At 72.1% G+C, this 19947-nt stretch carries 19 protein-coding genes; 12 read left to right on the plus strand and 7 right to left on the minus strand.

Going from position 1 to position 19947, the window contains the following annotated elements; translation table 11 throughout:
• Nucleotides 1-253 precede the first annotated feature (253 nt).
• The gene (locus H577_RS0109540; RefSeq protein WP_245570378.1) at nt 254-1669 is read right to left on the minus strand and encodes an amidase; all 1416 of its coding nucleotides are present in this window, start codon (nt 1667-1669) and stop codon (nt 254-256) included.
• A gap of 166 nt (nt 1670-1835) precedes the next feature.
• Here H577_RS0109540 and H577_RS0109545 point away from each other — a divergent pair, with 166 nt between their 5' ends.
• Both H577_RS0109545 and H577_RS15900 read left to right on the plus strand, forming a co-directional pair.
• Nucleotides 1836-2468 (plus strand): helix-turn-helix transcriptional regulator, encoded by a 633-nt coding sequence (locus H577_RS0109545; RefSeq protein WP_029145773.1) that lies wholly within the window; start codon nt 1836-1838, stop codon nt 2466-2468.
• A complete protein-coding gene (locus tag H577_RS15900; RefSeq protein ID WP_036284470.1) occupies nt 2465-3019 on the plus strand; it encodes a GNAT family N-acetyltransferase in 555 nt (184 codons plus the stop codon). Before H577_RS0109545 ends, H577_RS15900 begins: the two co-directional genes overlap by 4 nt.
• 26 nt (nt 3020-3045) lie before the next feature.
• Here the strand turns inward: H577_RS15900 and moaA are convergent, their stop codons facing one another.
• The gene (gene moaA / locus H577_RS0109555; RefSeq protein ID WP_029145774.1) at nt 3046-4080 is read right to left on the minus strand and encodes a GTP 3',8-cyclase MoaA; all 1035 of its coding nucleotides are present in this window, start codon (nt 4078-4080) and stop codon (nt 3046-3048) included.
• A 35-nt stretch (nt 4081-4115) separates the two neighbouring features.
• Nucleotides 4116-5363, minus strand: a complete 1248-nt coding sequence (locus H577_RS0109560) for an MFS transporter (protein ID WP_084516054.1) — start codon at nt 5361-5363, stop codon at nt 4116-4118.
• Nucleotides 5364-5564: 201 nt separating this feature from the next.
• On the opposite strand from H577_RS0109560, the gene H577_RS0109565 reads away from it, so the two are divergent.
• Genes H577_RS0109565 through narI form a run of 4 tightly spaced genes read left to right on the plus strand, consistent with a single transcriptional unit; the run spans nt 5565 to nt 12472 of the window.
• Nucleotides 5565-9311: a nitrate reductase subunit alpha gene (locus H577_RS0109565; protein WP_029145776.1), complete on the plus strand. Its 3747-nt coding sequence runs from the start codon at nt 5565-5567 to the stop codon at nt 9309-9311.
• The gene (gene narH, locus H577_RS0109570) at nt 9308-10954 is read left to right on the plus strand and encodes a nitrate reductase subunit beta (RefSeq protein ID WP_029145777.1); all 1647 of its coding nucleotides are present in this window, start codon (nt 9308-9310) and stop codon (nt 10952-10954) included. Before H577_RS0109565 ends, narH begins: the two co-directional genes overlap by 4 nt.
• Nucleotide 10955: 1 nt before the next feature.
• Nucleotides 10956-11714 (plus strand): nitrate reductase molybdenum cofactor assembly chaperone, encoded by a 759-nt coding sequence (gene narJ, locus H577_RS0109575; protein ID WP_051191919.1) that lies wholly within the window; start codon nt 10956-10958, stop codon nt 11712-11714.
• The gene (narI, locus tag H577_RS0109580; protein WP_029145779.1) at nt 11711-12472 is read left to right on the plus strand and encodes a respiratory nitrate reductase subunit gamma; all 762 of its coding nucleotides are present in this window, start codon (nt 11711-11713) and stop codon (nt 12470-12472) included. The genes narJ and narI overlap by 4 nt, the downstream gene beginning before the upstream one ends.
• A 20-nt stretch (nt 12473-12492) precedes the next feature.
• Here the strand turns inward: narI and H577_RS15905 are convergent, their stop codons facing one another.
• The 4 genes from H577_RS15905 to H577_RS0109600 are packed head-to-tail and all read right to left on the minus strand — an operon-like array spanning nt 12493 to nt 15411.
• Entirely contained in the window at nt 12493-13392 is a 900-nt protein-coding gene (locus H577_RS15905) for an ABC transporter ATP-binding protein (protein ID WP_051191920.1), read from the minus strand.
• Nucleotides 13389-14192: an ABC transporter permease gene (locus H577_RS0109590; protein ID WP_029145780.1), complete on the minus strand. Its 804-nt coding sequence runs from the start codon at nt 14190-14192 to the stop codon at nt 13389-13391. Before H577_RS0109590 ends, H577_RS15905 begins: the two co-directional genes overlap by 4 nt.
• Nucleotides 14189-14986, minus strand: coding sequence for a molybdate ABC transporter substrate-binding protein (gene modA, locus H577_RS0109595; protein ID WP_029145781.1), 798 nt, complete (start codon nt 14984-14986; stop codon nt 14189-14191). The genes H577_RS0109590 and modA overlap by 4 nt, the downstream gene beginning before the upstream one ends.
• 29 nt (nt 14987-15015) lie before the next feature.
• Nucleotides 15016-15411: a TOBE domain-containing protein gene (locus H577_RS0109600; RefSeq protein WP_036284474.1), complete on the minus strand. Its 396-nt coding sequence runs from the start codon at nt 15409-15411 to the stop codon at nt 15016-15018.
• Between the two features lie 142 nt (nt 15412-15553).
• Here H577_RS0109600 and H577_RS15910 point away from each other — a divergent pair, with 142 nt between their 5' ends.
• The 6 genes from H577_RS15910 to H577_RS0109630 are packed head-to-tail and all read left to right on the plus strand — an operon-like array spanning nt 15554 to nt 19772.
• Nucleotides 15554-16675, plus strand: a complete 1122-nt coding sequence (locus H577_RS15910; protein WP_036284477.1) for a ThiF family adenylyltransferase — start codon at nt 15554-15556, stop codon at nt 16673-16675.
• Entirely contained in the window at nt 16645-17868 is a 1224-nt protein-coding gene (locus H577_RS0109610; RefSeq protein WP_036284481.1) for a molybdopterin molybdotransferase MoeA, read from the plus strand. The genes H577_RS15910 and H577_RS0109610 overlap by 31 nt, the downstream gene beginning before the upstream one ends.
• Complete coding sequence (moaC, locus tag H577_RS0109615; RefSeq protein WP_029145784.1) at nt 17865-18335, plus strand: cyclic pyranopterin monophosphate synthase MoaC; 471 nt, start codon at nt 17865-17867, stop codon at nt 18333-18335. Before H577_RS0109610 ends, moaC begins: the two co-directional genes overlap by 4 nt.
• Complete coding sequence (gene mobA, locus H577_RS17950) at nt 18335-19282, plus strand: molybdenum cofactor guanylyltransferase (protein ID WP_051191921.1); 948 nt, start codon at nt 18335-18337, stop codon at nt 19280-19282. The genes moaC and mobA overlap by 1 nt, the downstream gene beginning before the upstream one ends.
• Nucleotides 19279-19539: a DUF6457 domain-containing protein gene (locus H577_RS0109625; RefSeq protein WP_029145785.1), complete on the plus strand. Its 261-nt coding sequence runs from the start codon at nt 19279-19281 to the stop codon at nt 19537-19539. The genes mobA and H577_RS0109625 overlap by 4 nt, the downstream gene beginning before the upstream one ends.
• Nucleotides 19539-19772, plus strand: coding sequence for a MoaD/ThiS family protein (locus H577_RS0109630; protein WP_029145786.1), 234 nt, complete (start codon nt 19539-19541; stop codon nt 19770-19772). Before H577_RS0109625 ends, H577_RS0109630 begins: the two co-directional genes overlap by 1 nt.
• Nucleotides 19773-19947 lie beyond the last annotated feature (175 nt).

Consider the following 19947-nt stretch of genomic DNA (forward strand, 5'->3'; position numbering starts at 1 on the left):
GACCGTCCCCAGGCGCACGACACGCCCCGACGCGCACGATCCCGCCTGTCGACGGTACGCAGCCGCCCGGCCCGGCTAGCGCGGCGGCACCACCGGCCCGAACGCCGCCTCGACGTCGCGGGCGGCGGCGAGCACGGCGGCCCGCCGTAGCCCGCACCGCGGGCCGTCGACAGGCTCAGACGGCCCGGAGGCGCACGACACGCCCCGACGCGCACGATCCCGCCTGTCGACGGTACGCAGCCGCCCGGCCCGGCTAGCGCGGCGGGCCCGCCGGCCCGTACGCCGCCTCGACGTCGCGGGCGGCGGCGAGCACGGCGGCCTCACCGTGCATGGGCCCGATCAGCTGCACACCGGTGGGCAGCGAGTCGGTGCCCCATCCAGTGGGAACGGCCACCGCGGGAAGTCCGAGGAAGTTCACCACGACGACCAGGCGCAACATGCGCCACGCCGCGCTCGCCTGCTCGGGCCCACCGAGATCGAAGTCGACGGGCGGGATGCCGTCGGTCGAGGCGGGCCCCAGGATCACCGGGTATTCGGCCTGCAGCCGTCGCCACTCCGCCTCGATGACCGCACGTCGCGCCCAGGCCGCGCCGTACTCGGCGGCGGTGGTGAACAGCTCGGTGGCGCGGACGCTGGCGCGCATGAACGCGTCCGCCGACCGGCCGAGTGGTGCGGGAAGCGCGCCGCCGTTCATGTCGGTGACCGCCAACCGACGCATCAGGGTGAACGCCTCTTCGAGGTGCGGCGGCTCGACCGCCTCGACCTGCCAGCCGGCGGCGCGCAGTGCCGAGGCGGCGCGCTCGATTCCCGCGGCGACGTCGGGGTGCACGCCCCAGCCCAGCGGATCCCGCACGAGCCCGACCCGTCGCGGACCGTCGAACTCGCCCACGCCAGGCAGCGCGAGCGAGACCGGGTCGTCGACGTCGACACCTGAGGCGACGGCGAGCGCCGCCTCGAGGTCGGCGACGCTGCGGGCGAGCATCCCGTTCACCGCGAAACGCTGCAGGGTCAACGCCACCGGCAGCTCCCCCACCGCCGCCCGCGGCACGCGGCCGAGCGAGGGACGCAGTCCGTACACGCCGAGCGCCTGCGCGGGCAGCCGGATCGATCCGCCGAAGTCGTTGCCCAGCCCCAGGGCGCTCATCCCCGTGGCCACCGCGACGGCGTCGCCGCCGCTCGAGCCGAACGTCGTGCGCGTGTGGTCCCAGGGGTTGAGGGTGCGGCCGAACAGGTCGTTGTCGGTGTCCCAGCGCATACCGAAATCGGGCATGTTGCCGCGCCCGATCGGGATGGCGCCGGCTGCACGCAGCCGCCGCACCACGGTCGCGTCGCGGGCCGGCACGGCGTCGGCCTGCCCGCGCCAGCCCTCGGTGGTGGCCGACCAGGTCAGGTCGATGTTCTCCTTCACGCTGATCGGCACACCGGCCAGCGGTCCCGGATCGCCGCCCGCGGCGATCGTACGGTCGACCTCGTCGGCCAGCCGTCGCGCCCGATCGGTGAACACCACGGTCAGTGCGTTCAGCCGCGGGTTGAGCGCGTCGATGCGGCGCAGGTGCGCGTCGACGACCGCGGCGGCGGCGGTGCGGCCGGCGCGGACGTCGGCGGCCAGCGCGAGCGCTCCGGGCAGGGGAGCCTCGGACGGTACGGACGGTGCAGGGGTCATCGGCATCCATCCCACCATGCCGCAGCCGGCCCCGGCTCGCCGCCCTCGCGACCGGGCCGAAACCATGAGCATCCGATGAGCGGGCAGACAATCCGATGGGCGATCGCCGTGACCTCATCGTTTCTCACGATCACCGGCCCCTGCCCCTGTCACAGCCGGTGATAATGGAGCCATGCCACCCGGATACAGCGCGATCTCGAGCTACTCCCGAGTGCAGATCCTGCATCTGCTGCAGGAGCGACCCGCCCGCACCATCGCCGAACTCACCGCGGCGACCGGGCTGCACGCCAACACGGTGCGCGAGCATCTGCAACGGCTCATCGAAGGCGGCTACGTGGTGCCCCGCACCGAGCATCGCACCACCCGCGGGCGACCGCGCATGCTGTACAGCGCGGTGAGCGGACCGGATGCCCCCTCGAGCCCGATCGCGCGCCGCAAGGTGCGCGAGGCGGCCGAGCGCGGCGACCTGATGCGCCGGGTGATGCCGTGGACCGACACCGAGTTGCCCGAAGCCGCTCAGCACCAGATCGACGCGCTCGTCGAAGACCTGCAGGACGCGGGCTTCGACCCCGTCGTCGATCAGACCGAACTCACCGTCGACCTCACCCCGTGCGCGTACGCGCAGTCGCAGGCCGCGCACCGTGACGTGCTGTGCGCGGTGCACGTCGCCCTGATGCAGGGCGTGCTCAGCGAGGCCGGGGGTCCGCTCGAGGTCGAGGGACTGCTGCCGACCTGCGACCCGGTGAACTGCCAGGTGCAACTGACCATGTCGCCCGCGGCGAAACCGGTATCGTCGCCGGTATGACGATCACGGTGCGCCCGGCGCAGGTGACGGATGCTCGGGCCATCTCGACGATCCGGATCTCGTCGTGGCGCGTCGCCTATGCGGGGCTGATCCCGGCCGCCGTGCTCGACCGCCTCGACGTCGAGGCCGAGGCACAGCGCCGCGCGCTGCAGTGGGAGAAGTACCACACCGACCCCCGCGTCGCAGACTTCGTCGCCGAGGTGGACGGGGCGCCGGCCGGCTGGGCCAGTTCCGGCCCGTGCCGCGACGACGACGGGCCCGACCGCGGTGAGCTGTACGCGCTGTACGCGCTGCCCGAGCACTGGTCGACCGGAGTCGGGCACGCGCTGATGGTGGCCGTCGAGCACGCGCTGCGTGCGGCCGGGTACCGCACCGCGTCGCTGTGGGTGCTGGACGGCAACGAGCGGGCCGCCGCGTTCTACCAGCGGCACGGCTGGCGCGAGGACGGCACGGCCAAGGACGACGACCGCATCGTCGGACGCACCGGGGTGGCACCGCTGCACGAACGACGGCGGGTGCGCGACCTCGCCGAGCCGCTGACCGCCGGGTGAGGCCCCCTCGGGCCGCCAGGCCCTGATCAGCCGCCGATGTACGACATCTCCACGCGCTGCGCGCGCGGGGTACCGGCGGTGCGCAGCTCGGAGTAGCGGTCCGAGCGCCGCGCCCAGATGCCGGCGAGGGCGTCCTGCACCGCGGCATCCGGCGCCCCGGAACGCAGCAGCGCACGCAGGTCGTGCCCGGCGGTGGCGAACAGGCACGTGAACAGCTTGCCGTCGGCCGAGATGCGCGCGCGGGTGCAGGCGCCGCAGAACGGCGCGGTCACACTCGAGATCACGCCGATCTCGCCGGCGCCGTCGGCATAGCGCCAGCGGGTCGCGGTCTCACCCGGGTAGGCCGGCGGCACCGGCTCGAGCGGGTGCACGGCGCCGATCCGGTCGATCACCTCGGCCGAGCCCACCACGGCCTGAAGGTTCCAGCCGTTGGTGGTGCCCACGTCCATGAACTCGATGAACCGCACGGTCACCCCGGTGCCCCGGAAATGCTCGGCGACCGCCACGATGTCGTGGTCGTTGACGCCGCGCTTGACCACCGTGTTGACCTTGACCGGCAGACCCGCCTCACGGGCGGCACGGATGCCGTCCAGCACACGTGCGACCGGAAAGTCGATGTCGTTCATCGCCCGGAACGTGGCGTCATCCAGCGAGTCCAGCGACACCGTCACCCGGTGAAGTCCCGCGTCGGCCAGCGCCTGCGCCTTCACGGCGAGCGCCGACCCGTTCGTGGTCAGTGCCACGTCGGGCGGTTCGCCGTCCGCGGTGCGCAGGGCCACCAGCATCCCGATCAGCTGCTCGATGCCGCGGCGCAGCAGCGGTTCCCCGCCGGTGAGCCGCAGCTTGTGCACGCCCAGCGCCATGCCGGCGCGGGCGACCCGTTCGATCTCTTCGAACGTGAGCAGCTGCTCCCGAGGCAGGAACGCGAAGTCGCGGCCGAAGATCTCTTTGGGCATGCAGTACACGCACCGGAAGTTGCACCGGTCGGTCACCGAGATGCGCAGGTCGCGCAGCGCCCGGCCGCGCTCGTCGCGCACGGTGGGAAGGATCTGCGCGGCCATGTCTTCCACCGTAGCCACCCCGGCGGGGGCCGGGGTCATTTCTTCGCCCGGGTATCCCGCAGCATTCCGGCGACCACCAGGGCGACCGCACCGACGAGCACCAGCAGCCACAGCCCCAGCCAGTACGAGTTGGTGTCGGCCTGGTAGGTGGCGCCCATCACCAGGGGCGGGAAGTAGCCGCCCAGGCCGCCGGCGGCGGCGACCACGCCGGTGACTGCGCCGACCTTGTTCGGCGGGGTGGACGGGCCGATCCAGGCGAACACCGCACCCATGCCCAGGCCCATCGCGGCGGCCATCAGGATGAACGTGACGCCGGTGACGATGCCCTCCGGCGGCTCCTGGCCGACCACGTACGCGGCCGCGACGATGCCCGCCAGCGAGAGCAGCGAGACCACCTTGGGGCCGAACTTGTCGGCGAGCACGCCGCCGATCGGCCGGGCGATCACCGCGGCGACGGCGAACAGGGCGGTGCGGGTGCCGGCGCCGACCGCGTCGACCTCGTCGGGGTAGATGGTCAGCAGGTACTTGGGCAGGTAGGTCGAAAAGGCCACGAACCCGCCGAAGACGATGGCGTACAGGAACGACATCTGCCAGGTCACCAGCAGCCGCAGGGCACCGGTCACCTTGGGTACGAGCTTCTCGTGGCTGGGGGCGAAGGCCGGCGAGTCGCGCAGCACGAACCAGACCAGGATCGCCATCGCCAGCAGTACCGCGGCGATGAGCAGGTGGGTGGGCACGTAGCCGATCGAGGCGGCCAGGCGCGGGGTGAAGAACGCCGAGACGGCGGTTCCCACCATGCCCATGCCGAACACGCCGTTGGCGAAGCCGCGGCGGGCCGGTGGGTACCAGGCGCTCGAGAACGGGATACCGACGGCGAAGATCGTGCCCGACACGCCGAGCAGGAAGCCGCCCAGCACGAGCAGCCAGAAGTTGCCGATCATGCCGGCGAGCATGACCAGCAGCACGGCGGGGATGCCCGCCAACAGGATGATGGTGAACATCTTGCGACCGCCCCAGCGGTCGGTGTACGCGCCGACGACGATGCGGCCGAGCGAGCCGACGAGCACCGGGGTGGCCAGCATCAGCGACACCTGGCCCTGGTTCAGGCCCATCTCCTGCGCGTAGATGTTCTGCAGCGGCGCGATCGCCATCCACGCCCAGAAGCCCGCCGTCGAGGCGAGGGTGGCCAGGATGACCTGGAAGAGTCCACCGCGCAGGTTCGCGGCGGCGGGCACCGCGGCGTCCACGGCGGTGGCGGGTGTCGTGCCCGGGGTGGGGGCCATGTCGACTCCTCTCGTTTGGCGACACAGTAGTAAGGATCGCGCGCGGTCCACCAGGCTCACACCGTGTTTATTGGGGTATGGGCACGGAAGCGTGCCCGCCGAGCGGGCCACGTGCCGGATCGGGATAAAAACGGCCCGCCCCCTGGCGGCGGTGCAGGGGGCGTTCCATACTGAGTCGTACTTGAGGCTGGAGGATTCCGCATGACTCCTGACATCCGCACCGCACATCCGGCAACGGATGGCCCGCTCGCCGAGGCCCTGCTCTCGCTGAGCCGGTACATCCGACCCGGTGAGATCTCGAAGGACCAGCGCACGCTGTTCCTTCAGGGCGGCCGCGACGGCGATGTGTTCTACCGCGATCGGTGGTCGCACGACAAGGTCGTGCGCTCCACGCACGGCGTGAACTGCACCGGATCGTGTTCCTGGAAGGTGTACGTCAAGGACGGCATCATCACCTGGGAGACCCAGCAGACCGACTACCCGTCGGTGGGGCCGGACTCGCCCGAGTACGAGCCGCGCGGCTGCCCGCGCGGTGCCGCGTTCAGCTGGTACACGTACTCCCCCACCCGGGTGCGCTACCCCTACATCCGCGACACGCTGCTCGAGCTGTACCGCACCGCCAAGCGCACCCACCCCGACCCGGTCGACGCGTGGGCCTCGATCGTCGAGGACCCCGAGGCATCCGCCGCCTACAAGCACGCCCGCGGCAAGGGCGGCCTGGTGCGGGTGAACTGGGACGAGGCGGTCGAGATCGTGTCGGCCGCGCACGTGCACACCGTCAAGACGTACGGCCCCGACCGGGTCGCCGGGTTCTCGCCGATCCCGGCGATGTCGATGATCTCGCACGGGGCCGGAGCCCGGTTCCTGAACCTGCTGGGCGGCACCATCCTGTCGTTCTACGACTGGTACGCCGACCTTCCGGTGGCCAGCCCCCAGGTGTTCGGCGACCAGACCGACGTGCCCGAGTCGGCGGACTGGTTCAACGCCGGCTACCTCATCATGTGGGGCTCGAACGTGCCGGTCACCCGCACCCCCGACGCGCACTTCATGACCGAGGCGCGCTACCGCGGGCAGAAGGTGGTCGTGGTCTCGCCCGACTACACCGACAACACGAAGTTCGCCGACGAGTGGGTCTCGCCCCACCCGGGCACCGACGCGGCGCTGGCGATCGCGATGGGCCACGTCATCCTCACCGAGCACTTCGTGAACACGCGCACCCCGCGCTTCGAGGACTACATGCGCCGGTACACCGACGCGCCCTACCTGGTCACCCTCGAGCAGCGCGGCGACCGGCTGGTGCCGGGCAAGTTCGTCACCGCCAGCGACCTCGACTCCGACGCCGCGGCCGCACCGCGCGCGGAGTTCAAGCCGGTGCTTTTCGACCAGGCCGGCGCCCCGGTGGTGCCCAACGGGTCGCTCGGGCACCGGTTCAGCCCCGAAGACAAGGGCCGCTGGAACCTGGACCTGGGCGACGTGGTGCCGCCGCTGTCGGTCGCCGACCTGGACGACTGGGACGGCACGGCGGCCGAGGTCGCGCTGCCCCGCTTCGACGTGGCGCCCGAGCCCGGGCAGGAGCACGCCGGGGGCACCGGCATCGTCGCCCGCGGCGTGCCGGTGCGCACCGTCGCCGGCCGCATGGTCACCACCGTGTTCGACCTGATGCTCGCCCGCTACGGCGTGGCCCGGCCGACGCTCCCCGGCGAATGGCCGACCGGGTACGACGACCCGTCGACCCCCGGCACCCCCGCCTGGCAGGCCGAGATCACCTCGGTGCCCGCCGAGCAGGCCATCCGCATCGGGCGCGAGTTCGCCGACAACGCCGAGCGCAGCGGCGGCCGCTCCATGATCCTGATGGGTGCCGGCACGAACCACTGGTTCCACTCCGACACCATCTATCGCACGTTCCTGGCGCTGACCATGATGACCGGATGCCAGGGGGTCAACGGCGGCGGATGGGCGCACTACGTCGGACAGGAGAAGGTGCGTCCGCTCACCGGCTACAACCAGTACGCGGGTGCGGCCGACTGGAACCGCCCGCCGCGGCAGGCGATCGGCACCGCGTTCTGGTACCTGGCCACCGACCAGTGGCGGTACGACGGCCTGCCGGCCAACCAGCTGGCCTCGCCGCTGGCGCGCGGCCTGTTCGACGAGCGCACCACCGCGGACTGCCTCGTGGAATCGGTCAAGCGCGGCTGGATGCCCAGCTACCCCACGTTCTCGCGCAACCCGCTGGATCTGTGCGACGAGGCCGAGGCGGCGGGCAAAGAGCCGGCGCAGCACATCGTCGACTCGCTGAACGACGGCACCCTGCACTACGCCTGCGAGGACCCGGACGCGCCCGAGAACTTCCCGCGCGTGATCTCGATCTGGCGGGCGAACGTGCTCGGCTCGTCGGGCAAGGGCAACGAATACTTCCTCAAGCACCTGCTGGGCACCGACGCGGCGATCCGGGTCGGTGAGACGCCCGAGGGGTCCCGCCCCCGCGACATCCGCTGGCGTGAGGACGCACCCATCGGCAAGCTCGACCTGCTGGTGACCAGCGATTTCCGCATGACCAGCACCACGCTGTTCAGCGACGTGGTGCTGCCCACGGCCACCTGGTACGAGAAGTACGATCTGTCGTCGACCGACATGCACCCGTTCGTGCACTCGTTCTCGCCGGCGATCGACCCGCCGTGGCAGACCCGCACCGACTTCGAGACGTTCAAGGTCATCGCCGAGCGGTTCAGCGAGATGGCCCGCACGCACCTGGGCGTGCGCCGCGACGTGGTGGCGTCGCCGTTGCAGCACGACACGCCCGACGTGATGGCCACCCCGCACGGCCGGGTCGAGGACCTGCCGCTGGTGCCGGGCGTGACGATGGCCAAGCTCATCGTCGTCGAGCGCGACTACCCGGCTCTGGCCGACAAGTGGAAGACGCTCGGGCCGCTGACCGAGAAGCTCGGCATGACCACGAAGGGCGTCACGTTCCGGCCCGACCGCGACGTCGACATGCTCAAGCACCTCAACGGCACCGTCGAGGCCGGCCCGATGGCCGGGCGGGTGCGCCTGGACACCGACCGGCGGGCGTGCGAGATGGTGCTCGCGCTATCGGGCACCACCAACGGGCGTCTGGCGGTGCAGGGGTTCCGGCAGCTCGAGGAGCAGACCGGGCAGCAGCTGGCATTCCTGGCCGAGGAGCACGAGGGCACGCACATCACGTTCACCGACGTGCAGGTGCAGCCGCGCAGCGTGATCACCTCCCCGGAATGGTCGGGCTCGGAGCACGGCGGCCGCCGCTACACGGCGTTCGCCGTCAACGTCGAGCAGCTCAAGCCCTGGCACACCCTCACCGGGCGCCAGCACTTCTACCTCGACCACGACTGGATGAGCGAGCTCGGCGAGAACATGCCGGTGTACCGCCCGCCGCTGGACATGCATCGCCTGTTCGGCGACGCGAAGGTCGGCGAGGTCGGCCGCGTGGGCGGGCCGGGCGCGCCCGGTCAGACCGAGGTGTCGGTGCGGTATCTGACGCCGCACTCGAAGTGGTCGATCCACTCCGAGTACCAGGACAACCTGTTCATGCTGTCGCTCTCGCGCGGCGGCCCCACGATCTGGATGAGCGTCGAGGACGCCGCCAAGATCGGGGTGCGCGACAACGAGTGGATCGAGGCGTACAACCGCAACGGCGTCGTGGTGGCCCGCGCGATCGTGTCGCACCGCATGCCCGAGGGCACGGTGTACATGTACCACGCCAAGGACCGCACGGTCGACGTGCCGCTGAGTGAGACCAGCGGCATGCGCGGCGGCATCCACAACTCGCTGACCCGCATCCTGCTCAAACCGAGTCACCTCATCGGCGGGTACGCGCAGCTGGCGTGGGCGTTCAACTATCTCGGCCCCACCGGCAACCAGCGCGATGAGGTCACCACGATCCGCCGGCGCAGCCAGGAGGTGCAGTACCGATGAAGGTCATGGCGCAGATGTCGATGGTGATGAACCTCGACAAGTGCATCGGATGCCACACCTGCTCGGTCACGTGCAAGCAGGCGTGGACGAACCGCACGGGTGTGGAGTACGTGTGGTTCAACAACGTCGAGACCCGTCCCGGCGTCGGCTACCCGCGCACCTACGAGGACCAGGAGAAGTGGGGCGGCGGCTGGGTGCGCACTAAGCGCGGCCGCCTCAAGCTGCGCAGCGGCGGCCGGCTGAACAAGCTGGCGCACATCTTCTCGAACCCGAAGCTGCCGAGCATCGAGGACTACTACGAGCCCTGGACGTACGACTACGACATGCTGCTGAACGCCCCCAAGGGCGAGCACATCCCGGTCGCACGGCCGAAGTCGCTGCTGACCGGCAAAGACATGAAGATCTCGTGGTCGGCCAACTGGGACGACGATCTGGGCGGCTCGGTCGAGACGATGCAGGATGACCCGATCCTGCGCAAGATGAGCGAGCGGGTCTCCGCCGAGTTCGAGCAGGCGTTCATGTTCTACCTGCCGCGCATCTGCGAGCACTGCCTGAACCCGTCGTGCGCGGCATCGTGCCCCTCGGGCGCGATCTACAAGCGCGCCGAGGACGGCATCGTGCTGGTCGACCAGGACAAGTGCCGCGGCTGGCGGATGTGCGTGTCGGGCTGCCCGTACAAGAAGGTGTACTTCAACCACAAGACCGGCAAGGCCGAGAAGTGCACGCTGTGCTACCCGCGCATCGAGGTGGGACTGCCCACGGTCTGCTCCGAGACGTGCGTGGGGCGCCTGCGCTACCTGGGCCTGGTGCTGTACGACGTGGACCGGGTCGCCGAGGCGGCCAGCGTCGAGAACGAGCACGACCTGCTCGAGGCCCAGCGCAGCGTCTTCCTCGACCCGCACGACCCGGCCGTGATCGAAGCGGCCCGGCGCGACGGCATCCCCGAGGACTGGATCGAGGCGGCGCAGAACAGCCCGATCCACAAGCTCATCTCGCAGTACAAGGTGGCGCTGCCGCTGCACCCCGAGTACCGCACCATGCCGATGGTCTGGTACATCCCGCCGCTGTCGCCGGTGGTCGACGTGGTCACCGGGTCGGGCAACGACGGTGAGGACGCGCGCACCCTGTTCGCCGCGATCGACAAGCTGCGCATCCCGATCTCGTACCTGGCCGAGCTGTTCACCGCCGGTGACACGGCACCGGTCGACGAGTCGCTGCGCAAGCTCGCCGCGATGCGCTCGTACATGCGCGGCATCAACCTCGACGAGGGCCGCGACGAGTCCATCGCACAGGCGGTGGGCATGACCGGCACCGAGGTCGAGGAGATGTACCGGCTGCTGGCGATCGCCAAGTACAACGACCGCTACGTCATCCCGGCCGCCCACGCCGAGCAGGCGCGCGAGCTCGAAGAGCTGGCGTGCGCGCTGGACTTCGACGGCGGCCCGGGCATGGGCGGCGGCGGTCACTTCGGGTCCTCGAGCGGGCACCCCGAGCCGGTGGCGGTGGAGACCTTCCACGCGCTGAAGGCCCGGCAGACGGCCGACCGGCCCTCGACCGGCGACCGGGTGAATCTGCTCAACTGGGACGGCAACGGTTCGCCCGACGGCCTGTTCCCGCCGCAGAACACCGACACGGAGCGTTGAGATGCCCGCCGCCACCCGTCCCCGGCTGCGGGTCACCCCGCGCCGCAAGCTGCCGCCGCCGCTGGCCGAGCTGACCCTCAGCCGCGAGCAGCGTCAGCGGGTGCACATGGCCGCGTCGGTGTTGCTGGACTACCCCGACGCCGACTGGTACGCGAAGCTGCCCACGATCGCGCAGCTCGTGTCACCGCTGCCGGACGATCTTCGGGTCCCGTTGCAGCGGTTCCTGGATGCCGCGGCCGTCGCCGATGCGGAGGCGACGGTCGCGGCGCAGGCTGCGGCATCCGGCACCGCACGCCCGGCGGCGCACCCGTTCGAGCAGGCGTACGTGAACACGTTCGACCTGAAGCGCAAGTGCAGCCTGTACCTGACCTACTTCGCCACCGGCGACACCCGCAAGCGCGGTACGGCGCTGGTGACGATCCAGGACGCCTACAAGGCGGCGGGCTGGGAGTTCGACGCCGACGAGCTGCCCGACTACCTGCCGGCGGTGCTGGAGTTCTCGGCGCTGTGCGACGACGAGATCGCCGCGGCGCTGCTGTCGAGCCACCGCGAAGGCATCGAAGTGCTGCGGGCCGCGCTCGAAGAGATGGGCAGCCCGTGGGCGGACGTGGTGCGCGCGGTGACACTGTCGCTGCCGCCGATCGACGAGGCCACCCGTGAGCGCTATCTCGACCTGATCAGCCAGGGCCCGCCCACCGAGACGGTGGGGCTGAGTTTTCTGGGCGCCCTGCCGCCGTTCCGAATGAGGGAGGACGCATGAACCCCCTGTCCATGTTCCTGTGGGTCGCGCTGCCCTACATCGCGATCGCGGTGTTCATCGTCGGGCACATCTGGCGGTACCGCTACGACAAGTTCGGGTGGACCACCCGCTCCAGCCAGACCTACGAGAACCGCCTGCTGCGCTGGGGATCGCCGATGTTCCACATCGGCATCCTGTGCGTGCTCGTCGGTCACGCGGTGGGCCTGCTCATCCCCCGGGAGTGGCTGTACGCCATCGGCATCACCGAGCACATGTACCACATCGGCGCGACCGTGCTGGGGACGGCGGCGGCCGTGCTGACCCTGGTGGGCCTGGCGATCCTGATCTACCGCCGCCGCACCGTCGGCCCGGTGTTCTTGGCCACCACCACCATGGACAAGGTCATGTACGTGTTCCTGGGTGCCACCTTGCTGTTCGGCACCCTGGCCACCTTCGTGTACCAGCTGTTCGGCGAGGGGTACGAGTACCGGGCCACGATCAGCCCGTGGGTGCGCAGCATCATCCTGTTCCAGCCGCAGCCCGAGCTGATGGCGCAGGCGCCGATGCTGTTCCAGCTGCATGCACTGACGGCCACGTGCCTGTTCATCCTGTGGCCGTTCACGCGCCTGGTGCACGTGTTCTCGGCGCCGGTGCAGTACCTGTTCCGCCCGTACGTGGTGTACCGCTCGCGCCAAGAGCACCGCAGCGGAACGCGCGCCACCCGCCGCGGGTGGGACCCGGTCTCGGCGCCCGATCCCGAACGCCTGCGCCGACCGTAGCCGCGGCGCGACGTGGGTCGTCAGGCCCGGGGAGCCCGCACGGTGACGACCGAGCCGGGCACCACGCCCGCGCCGGCCGGCAGCCGCAGCACGATCTCGGCACCGTCCGGGCCCAGCGCCCGGACGGTGCCGTCGTCTGCGGCGGCGGTGACACGGGCCTGCCACCCGTGCGCCCCGTGCGGCCGGTCCGCGCTGGGCAGGGTGGCGGCCACGGCGGCCACGAACGGCGTCGCGGGGTTGCCGAGCACCGCGTGCACGGGCCCCGCCTGCGCGATGGCGCCGCCTTCGAGCACGATCAGGCGGGTGGCGAGGGATGCCGCATCCTGCGCATCGTGCGTGGCCACCAGCGCGGTCGTGCCGGTGTCGGCCAGCTGTTCGCGCAGCAGAGCCCGGATCTCGGCGGCGGTGGCGGCGTCGAGCGAGGTGAGCGGCTCGTCCAGCAGCAGCACGCGCGGCGCCGTCGCCAGGGCGCGGGCGAGGGCGACGCGCTGCTGCTGTCCGCCCGACAGCTGCGCGGGACGGCGCTCGCCCATGCCGGCGAGCCCCACGCGGGACAGCCACGCGTCGGCGTCGGCGCGGGCGGTGCGCCGGGCGACGCCGTGCGCACGCGGGCCGAACGCGACGTTCTCGCGCGCGGTCAGGTGCGGGAACAGCCGTGGCTCCTGTCCGAGCATGACCACGCCGCGCTCGTGCGGGCGCACATACGGCCCGGTCGCGGCATCCACCGTCTGTCCGTCCAGGCGCACCTGCCCGCCCGTCAGCGGGACGAAGCCGGCGATCGCGCCGAACAGGGTCGACTTGCCGACGCCGGACGGGCCCATCACCGCGACGATCTCGCCCGCATCGGCCTGGACGTGCACGTCGAGCACGTAGCTTCCGCGCACGATGTGCACCGTGGCATCCAGCGCCGCCCCGGTCATCGGCCCACCCCCGCGCTCACGGTCTGCCCGGGCCGCCAGGCACGCACCAGCAGCAGCACGGCGATCGCGGTGACCAGCAGCAGCAGCGACAGGGCGACCGCCGCGCCCTGGCTGACGCCGGCCCCGTTGAACGCGGTGTAGATGGCCAGCGGCATGGTCTGCGTGGTGCCGGGGGCGTTGCCGGCGAACAGTGCGGTGGCGCCGAATTCGCCGATCGCGCGGGCGAAGCACAGGATCACGCCCGACAGCAGGCCGGGCGCGGCCAGCGGCAAGGTGACGCGCCAGAAGATCGTCCAGCGCCCGGCGCCCAGGCCCGCGGCGGTGCGCTCGTAGTCCAGGCCCGAGGTGCGCAGCGCTCCCTCCAGCGCGAGCACCAGGAACGGCAGCGCGACGAAGGTCTGCGCCATCACCACCGCGGTGGTCGTGAACGGGATCTGCCATCCCGTCCAGCCGAGCCACCCGGCTCGGCCGAACAGGAACAGCAGGGCGAGGCCGCCCACCATCGGGGGCAGCACCAGCGGCACCGTCACCACGGCGCGCAGCACCGAGGCGGTGCGTGCCGGGGCGCGGGCGATCAGCAGCGCCAGCGGCACCCCCAGCACCAGACACACCACGGTGGCGACAAGTCCCGTCGACACCGACAGCCGGAGGGCGTCGAGCGCTTCGGGTGACGTGATGTCGGCCCACAGCGTGCCCCACTGCACCCGGCCGACGAGGGCCGCCAGCGGCAGGACGAGGAAGGCGAGGCCGATCAGGGCGGGGAGGGCAAGGATCGGCGGCGCGTAGCCGCGACGCCTCACGGCTTGTCGAACCCGAACGACGCGAGCACCGCTTGTCCGTCGGCGCCGGTGATGTAGTCGACGAATGCCTGGGCCGCGGCCTTGTCGGGGGCGTCGGTGAGCACGACGATCGGGTACTCGTTGACGACCTTGTCGGCCCCTTCCGGGACGATGGTCTCGACCTCGCCGGGGGCGGTGGCGGCATCCGTCTTGTAGACCAGTCCGGCATCGGCCTCGCCGGTGCGCACCTTGGTGAGCACCGCGGTCACGTTCTGCTCGAGGCTGACCGGGGTCACCTGCACGCCGGCGTCGTCGAGCAGCGTCTTCGAGGCGCTGCCGCAGGGCACTTCCGGGGCGCACAGCACCGTCTTGACCTTCGGACCCGCCAGGTCGGCGAGACTCTTCACGCCGGCGGGGTTTCCTGTCGGTGTGACGATGACCAGGGTGTTGCTCGCGAACACGACCGGGGCGGTGGCAAGGCCCGCCCCTGTCACCTTCACCATGTTCTTCTGGTCGGCCGAGGCGAACACGTCGACCTTCGCGCCGCCGAGGATCTGGGTGGCCAGGGTGGACGAGCCGTCGTAGCTCGCGGTGATCTTCACGTCGGGGTGGGCCTGACCGAACTTCTCGATGGCGGTGTCGAAGGCGCCTTTCAGGGATGCCGCGGCCGAGACCGCGACGTCGCCGCTGAGCCGGCCGGAGGTCTCGGGGGCGCCCGAGGGCGTGCCGCCGTCGCCGGCGGGCCCGCCGGCGCAGCCGGTGAGGGCCAGGGCGGCGGCTGCCACCAGTGCGGCCAGGGCGAGGGTGCGGCGCATGGCGTGCTCCTTCGATCGGTGTGTGGGTGTCAGATGCGCGGGGTCTCGACGATGACCGTGGTGGCCTTCACCACGGCGACGGCGAGCGAGCCCACCTCGAGGCCGAGGTCGCGGACCGCCTCAGCCGACATGAGCGAGACGACACGATGGGGTCCTGCCTGGATGTCGACCTGGGCCATCACCTCGTCGGCCTGCACCCGGGTGACCAGGCCGGTGAAGCGGTTGCGGGCACTCGAGAGCACGTCGGTCGGGTCGTCGGCCGCGTGCGAGAGCTCCACGGCCCGCCGTGCCAGGGCGTCGCCGGGGATCTGCGCGGGGCTGGAGTCGGTCACCGGCAGCACCTGCTGTTCCACCCATCGGCGCACGGTGTCGTCGCTGACGCCGAGCAGGCGGGCGGCCTGCGAGATCTTGTAGGTTGCGACCATGTGCTTACGCTAACACCGCGTCTGCGGATGATCCACCGTGTTTATTCCGCGTACGCGGATACGTGAGGTCCCCGTCGGGGCGTCGGCGCTTCTCACGGCCGGGCCCGGCCCGCACCCCGACGCCGCGAACTACGCTGGGATCATGCCGCTGCCGCCGCTGGTGAACCCGGTCCCCGCCCTCAGCGACGCCGAGGGCGTGCGCACCGCGCGCCATCAACGCCTGGCCGGCCTCGGCCCCGACGGTCAGCGCCGCATCGCGGCGGCCCGGGTGGCGGTGATCGGCGCCGGCGGGCTCGGCTCCCCCGTCGTGCTCGCGCTGGCGGCCGCCGGCGTCGGCGAGCTGGTCGTGTTCGACGACGACGACGTCGACGCCTCGAACCTGCAGCGTCAGGTGATGCACCGCCGCCAGGACGTCGGGCGCCCGAAGGTCGACAGCGCGCGGCGGGTGGCATCCGATCTGTCTGAGACCCGCGTGCGCGCCGAGCGGGTGCGGCTGACGCCCGAGACCGCGGCCGCGCTGCTGTCGGGCGTGGACCTCGTGCTCGACGGCACCGATTCGTTCGACAGCCGTGAGATCGTCGCCGCCGCGTGCGAGCGGCTCGGCGTGCCGCTGGTGTGGGGCACGGTGCAGGAGTTCGCCGGTCAGGTGACGGTGTTCTGGTCGGCGCCGCCCGAACCGTTCGCGCCGGTGCGGCTGCACGACCTGTATCCGCCCGGCAGCGAGGCGCCGGCGTGTTCGGCGGTGGGCGTGTTCGGCCCGCTGTGCCTGCAGGTCGGGGCGCTGATGGCGTCCGAGGCGCTCAAGCTCATCGCCGGCATCGGGCGACCGCTGCTGGGACGGGTCGCGCTGCTCGACGCGCGTGCCGGCACCCAGCGCGAGGTGCCGCTGCGTGCGGCGACGGATGCCGCCGACGGCATACGTGCGAGTGCGGATTCCGCGCCGGGCATGACGACGGCTGCCGCGCCCGCGCCCGACGAGGTCGACGACCCGCAGGATGCGGTGGTGATCGATGTGCGCGAGCAGTTCGAGCTGGCCTCGGGCACGGTGCCCGGGTTCATCCACGTGCCGCTGGCGGCTCTGCTCGCCGACCCCGCCGCCGCCGTGGCCGCGCACGGCCTCGACTCGCGGCGGGCGGTGATCGTGTGCCAGGCCGGTGTGCGGGCCCGCACTGCGGCACTCGCGCTGCAGGCGGCCGGCGCCGACGTCGCCGTGCTGCGCGGCGGCATGGACGGATGGCTGCGGCGGCGGGAGGGGGCGGCGTGATCACCGTCGACGAACATCGCGACCGCATCCTGCAGGCGGTGCGCCTTCTGGAGGCGGTGACCGTTCCGGTGGATGCCGCCGCCGGTCGCACGCTGCGCGAACCGGTGCGGGCGGCGGTGGACCTGCCGCTGTTCGACAACTCGGCGATGGACGGCTTCGCCGTGCGGTTCGCCGATGTCGCCGCCGCGTCGGTGGATCGGCCGGTCGCGCTCGACGTGGTCGCCGACCTGCCGGCGGGCAGCGGCGAGGACCCGGCGCTGGCGGCGGGGCAGGCGGCGCGCATCATGACCGGTGCGCCGCTGCCCGGCGACGCTGACACGGTCGTGCCGTTCGAAGACACCCGCGGCGGCCTGGCCGATTCGTTGGGCCGCATCGAGGTGATCGCCCCGCCTGCACGGCCCGGTGCGCACGTGCGCCGGCGCGGTGAGGAGTGTCGCACGGGCGATGAGATCCTGCCGGCGGGCACGGCTCTGGGGGCACGGCAGCTGGCGGCCGCGGCTGCGGCGGGCGTGTCCACGGTGGTCGTGTCGCGGTTGCCGCGGGTGGCCGTGGTCTCGACCGGCGATGAGTTGCGCCCGCCGGGGTCGACGTACGCGCACGGGCAGATCCCCGAGTCGAACGGCACCCTGCTGCAGGGGTTGTGCCGTGAGGCCGACGCCGAGGTCGTGCTGCGGACGGTGGTGGGGGATGACGGTGAGAGCCTGCGGCGCGCGCTGGCGGAGGCATCCGCTCTCGGCGCCGACGTGGTGATCACCTCGGGCGGGGTGAGCGCGGGTGCGTACGAGCCCGTCAAGAACGTGGCGCCGATGCGGTTCGACAAGGTGGCGATGCAGCCGGGCAAGCCGCAGGGATTCGGGGCGGGCGACCCGCTGCTGTTCGGCCTGCCGGGCAACCCGGTGAGCGTCGCCGTGTCGTTCGAGGTGTTCGTGCGCCCGGCGCTGCTGGCCATGCAGGGGCGCACGCAGTGGCGGCGACGGATGCTGTCGCTGCCCGCCCTTGTGGGTTGGCGCACACCGCCGGCGCGGCGCCAGTACCTGCCGGTCGTCGTCGAAGGCGATGGGGTGCGTCCGGCGTCGTCGGGCGGGTCGCATCTGGCCGCGAGTCTCGGCCGTGCAGACGCCTACGCCGTCGTGCCGGCCGAGGTCGAGGCCGTGGCCGCCGGCGACCTCGTCGATGTCATGCTGGTGTCATGAGCTTCACGCACCTGGATGCCGCGGGCCATGCCCGCATGGTCGACGTCACCGAGAAGCAGCCGACCGTGCGCGCGGCGACGGCGCGCGGGTTCGTGCGCTGCGCGCCCGAGGTGGTCGCGGCGCTGCGCGAGGGCACGGTGCCCAAGGGCGACGTGCTCGCGGTGGCGCGCATCGCCGGCATCGCGGCGGCCAAGCGCACCCCCGACCTGCTGCCGTTGGCGCACGTGATCGGCGTGCACGGCGCCGTCGTCGACCTCGAGGTGGTCGATGCCGGTGTCGAGGTGTCGGCGACCGTGCGCACGGCCGACCGCACCGGGGTCGAGATGGAAGCACTCACCGCGGTGTCGGTCGCAGCTCTCGCCGTGGTCGACATGGTGAAGGGCATGGACAAGTCCACCTCGATCGCCGACGTGCGCCTGGTCGCCAAGACGGGCGGCAAGTCCGGCGACTGGACGAGGCCGGACTGATGCCCGGCCCGTCGTCCGCCCCCACCTTCGCCGCGATCCTCCTCGCCGGCGGCCGTGCGTCGCGGATGGGCGGCATCGACAAGCCCCGGCTGCGCCTGGGCGCATCCACACTGCTGGACCGCGCCATCTCCGCGGCAGGCGTTGCCGGGTGCGATCCGATCGTGATCGTCGGGCCGGAGCATCCCGCCGGGCCGGGGTGCGTCGCCGCGCCGGGACATCCCGCCGGGCCGGAGGATGTCGCCGGGCCGGAGGATGTCGCCGCGCCGGAGGATGTCGCCGCGCCGGAGGATGTCGCCGGGCTGGAGCGTGTCGCTGGGTCGGAGCACCCCGCCGGGCCGGGACATCCCGCCAGGTCGGAGCATCCCACCGGGCCGGAAGGTGTCGCCGAGCCGGGACATCCCCCCGGGTCGGAGCATGTCGCCGGGCCGGACCATCCCGCCTGGCTGGAGCATCCCACCGGGCCGGAACATCCCGCCGGGCCGGAGCGTATCGCCGAGCCGGGACATCCCACCGGCGCGACGGTGCGGTGGGTGCGCGAGGATCCACCCTTCGGCGGTCCGGTTGCGGGCGTGGTCACCGCACTGGCGGCCACCGATCCCACCCGCACGGGGGCGCCCGACGCCGAGTGGACGTTCCTGCTGGCATGTGACCTCCCCCGTGTCGGCGCCGCTGTCCGGCGCCTCGTCGAAGACATCATGCTCCTGCCCTCCGACACCGACGGCGCATGCCTGGCCGACGCGTCGAGCCGCCCGCAGTGGCTGACCGGCGTCTATCGCACCCGCGCGCTGCGCGAGGCCGCGGCATCCCTCGCCGATGCGGGCCGCGACGCGTCGATGCGGGCGCTGCTGGCAGACCTGTCCATCGCCGCCCTGGCCGACCCGGGTGGCACCGCCGTCGACATCGACACCTGGGAGGATGTCGACGCTTTCACGAAGGAGGAGCCATGAGCGAACACCTGCCCCCCGAGGCCCTGGACCGCTGGGCCGACGCCCTGCGCGAGCGTTTCGAACTCACAGAGCAGGACGTGCCGATCGCACTCATCCTGGACCTGGCGAAGGACGTCGCGAACGGTGTCGCGCGGCCGGCCGCCCCGTTCAGCGCCTTCGTCGCGGGCCTGGTCGCCGGGCGTGCCGGCGGATCGCCCGACCAGGTGCGCGAGGCCGCCGCCGCGATCTCTGAGCTCGCCTCGACCTGGGAGATGTGATGGCCACCGTGCGCTTGTTCGCCGCGGCCGAGGAGGCCGCGGGCGCCGCCGAGTTGCACGTGGCCGCCGCCGATCTCGGTGCGCTGCGCACCGCGCTCGGCGCCGCACACCCAGGCCTGGCGGCGATCCTGCCCCGGTGCGCGGTGCTCGTGGACGGCGCCCGCACTCCCGACGACGCACCACTGTCCGACCAGGCCGTGGTCGACGTGCTGCCGCCCTTCGCCGGCGGCTGAGCGCCGCGCGCCACACCCCGCCCGCCGGGCCCCGAACCCGCCGGGCGCCGCTCGGCGAGAGTGCATCTGACGGACGAAAGCGTGGGTACTACCCGCATCCTCGTCCGTCAGAAGCACTCTCGCGGCTTGAGGCGAGGGCTACCGGCCCGGGGCTCGGGAGCGGGCCACCGATTCG

Source organism: Microbacterium luticocti DSM 19459 (assembly GCF_000422405.1).
GTDB lineage: Bacteria > Actinomycetota > Actinomycetes > Actinomycetales > Microbacteriaceae > Microbacterium > Microbacterium luticocti.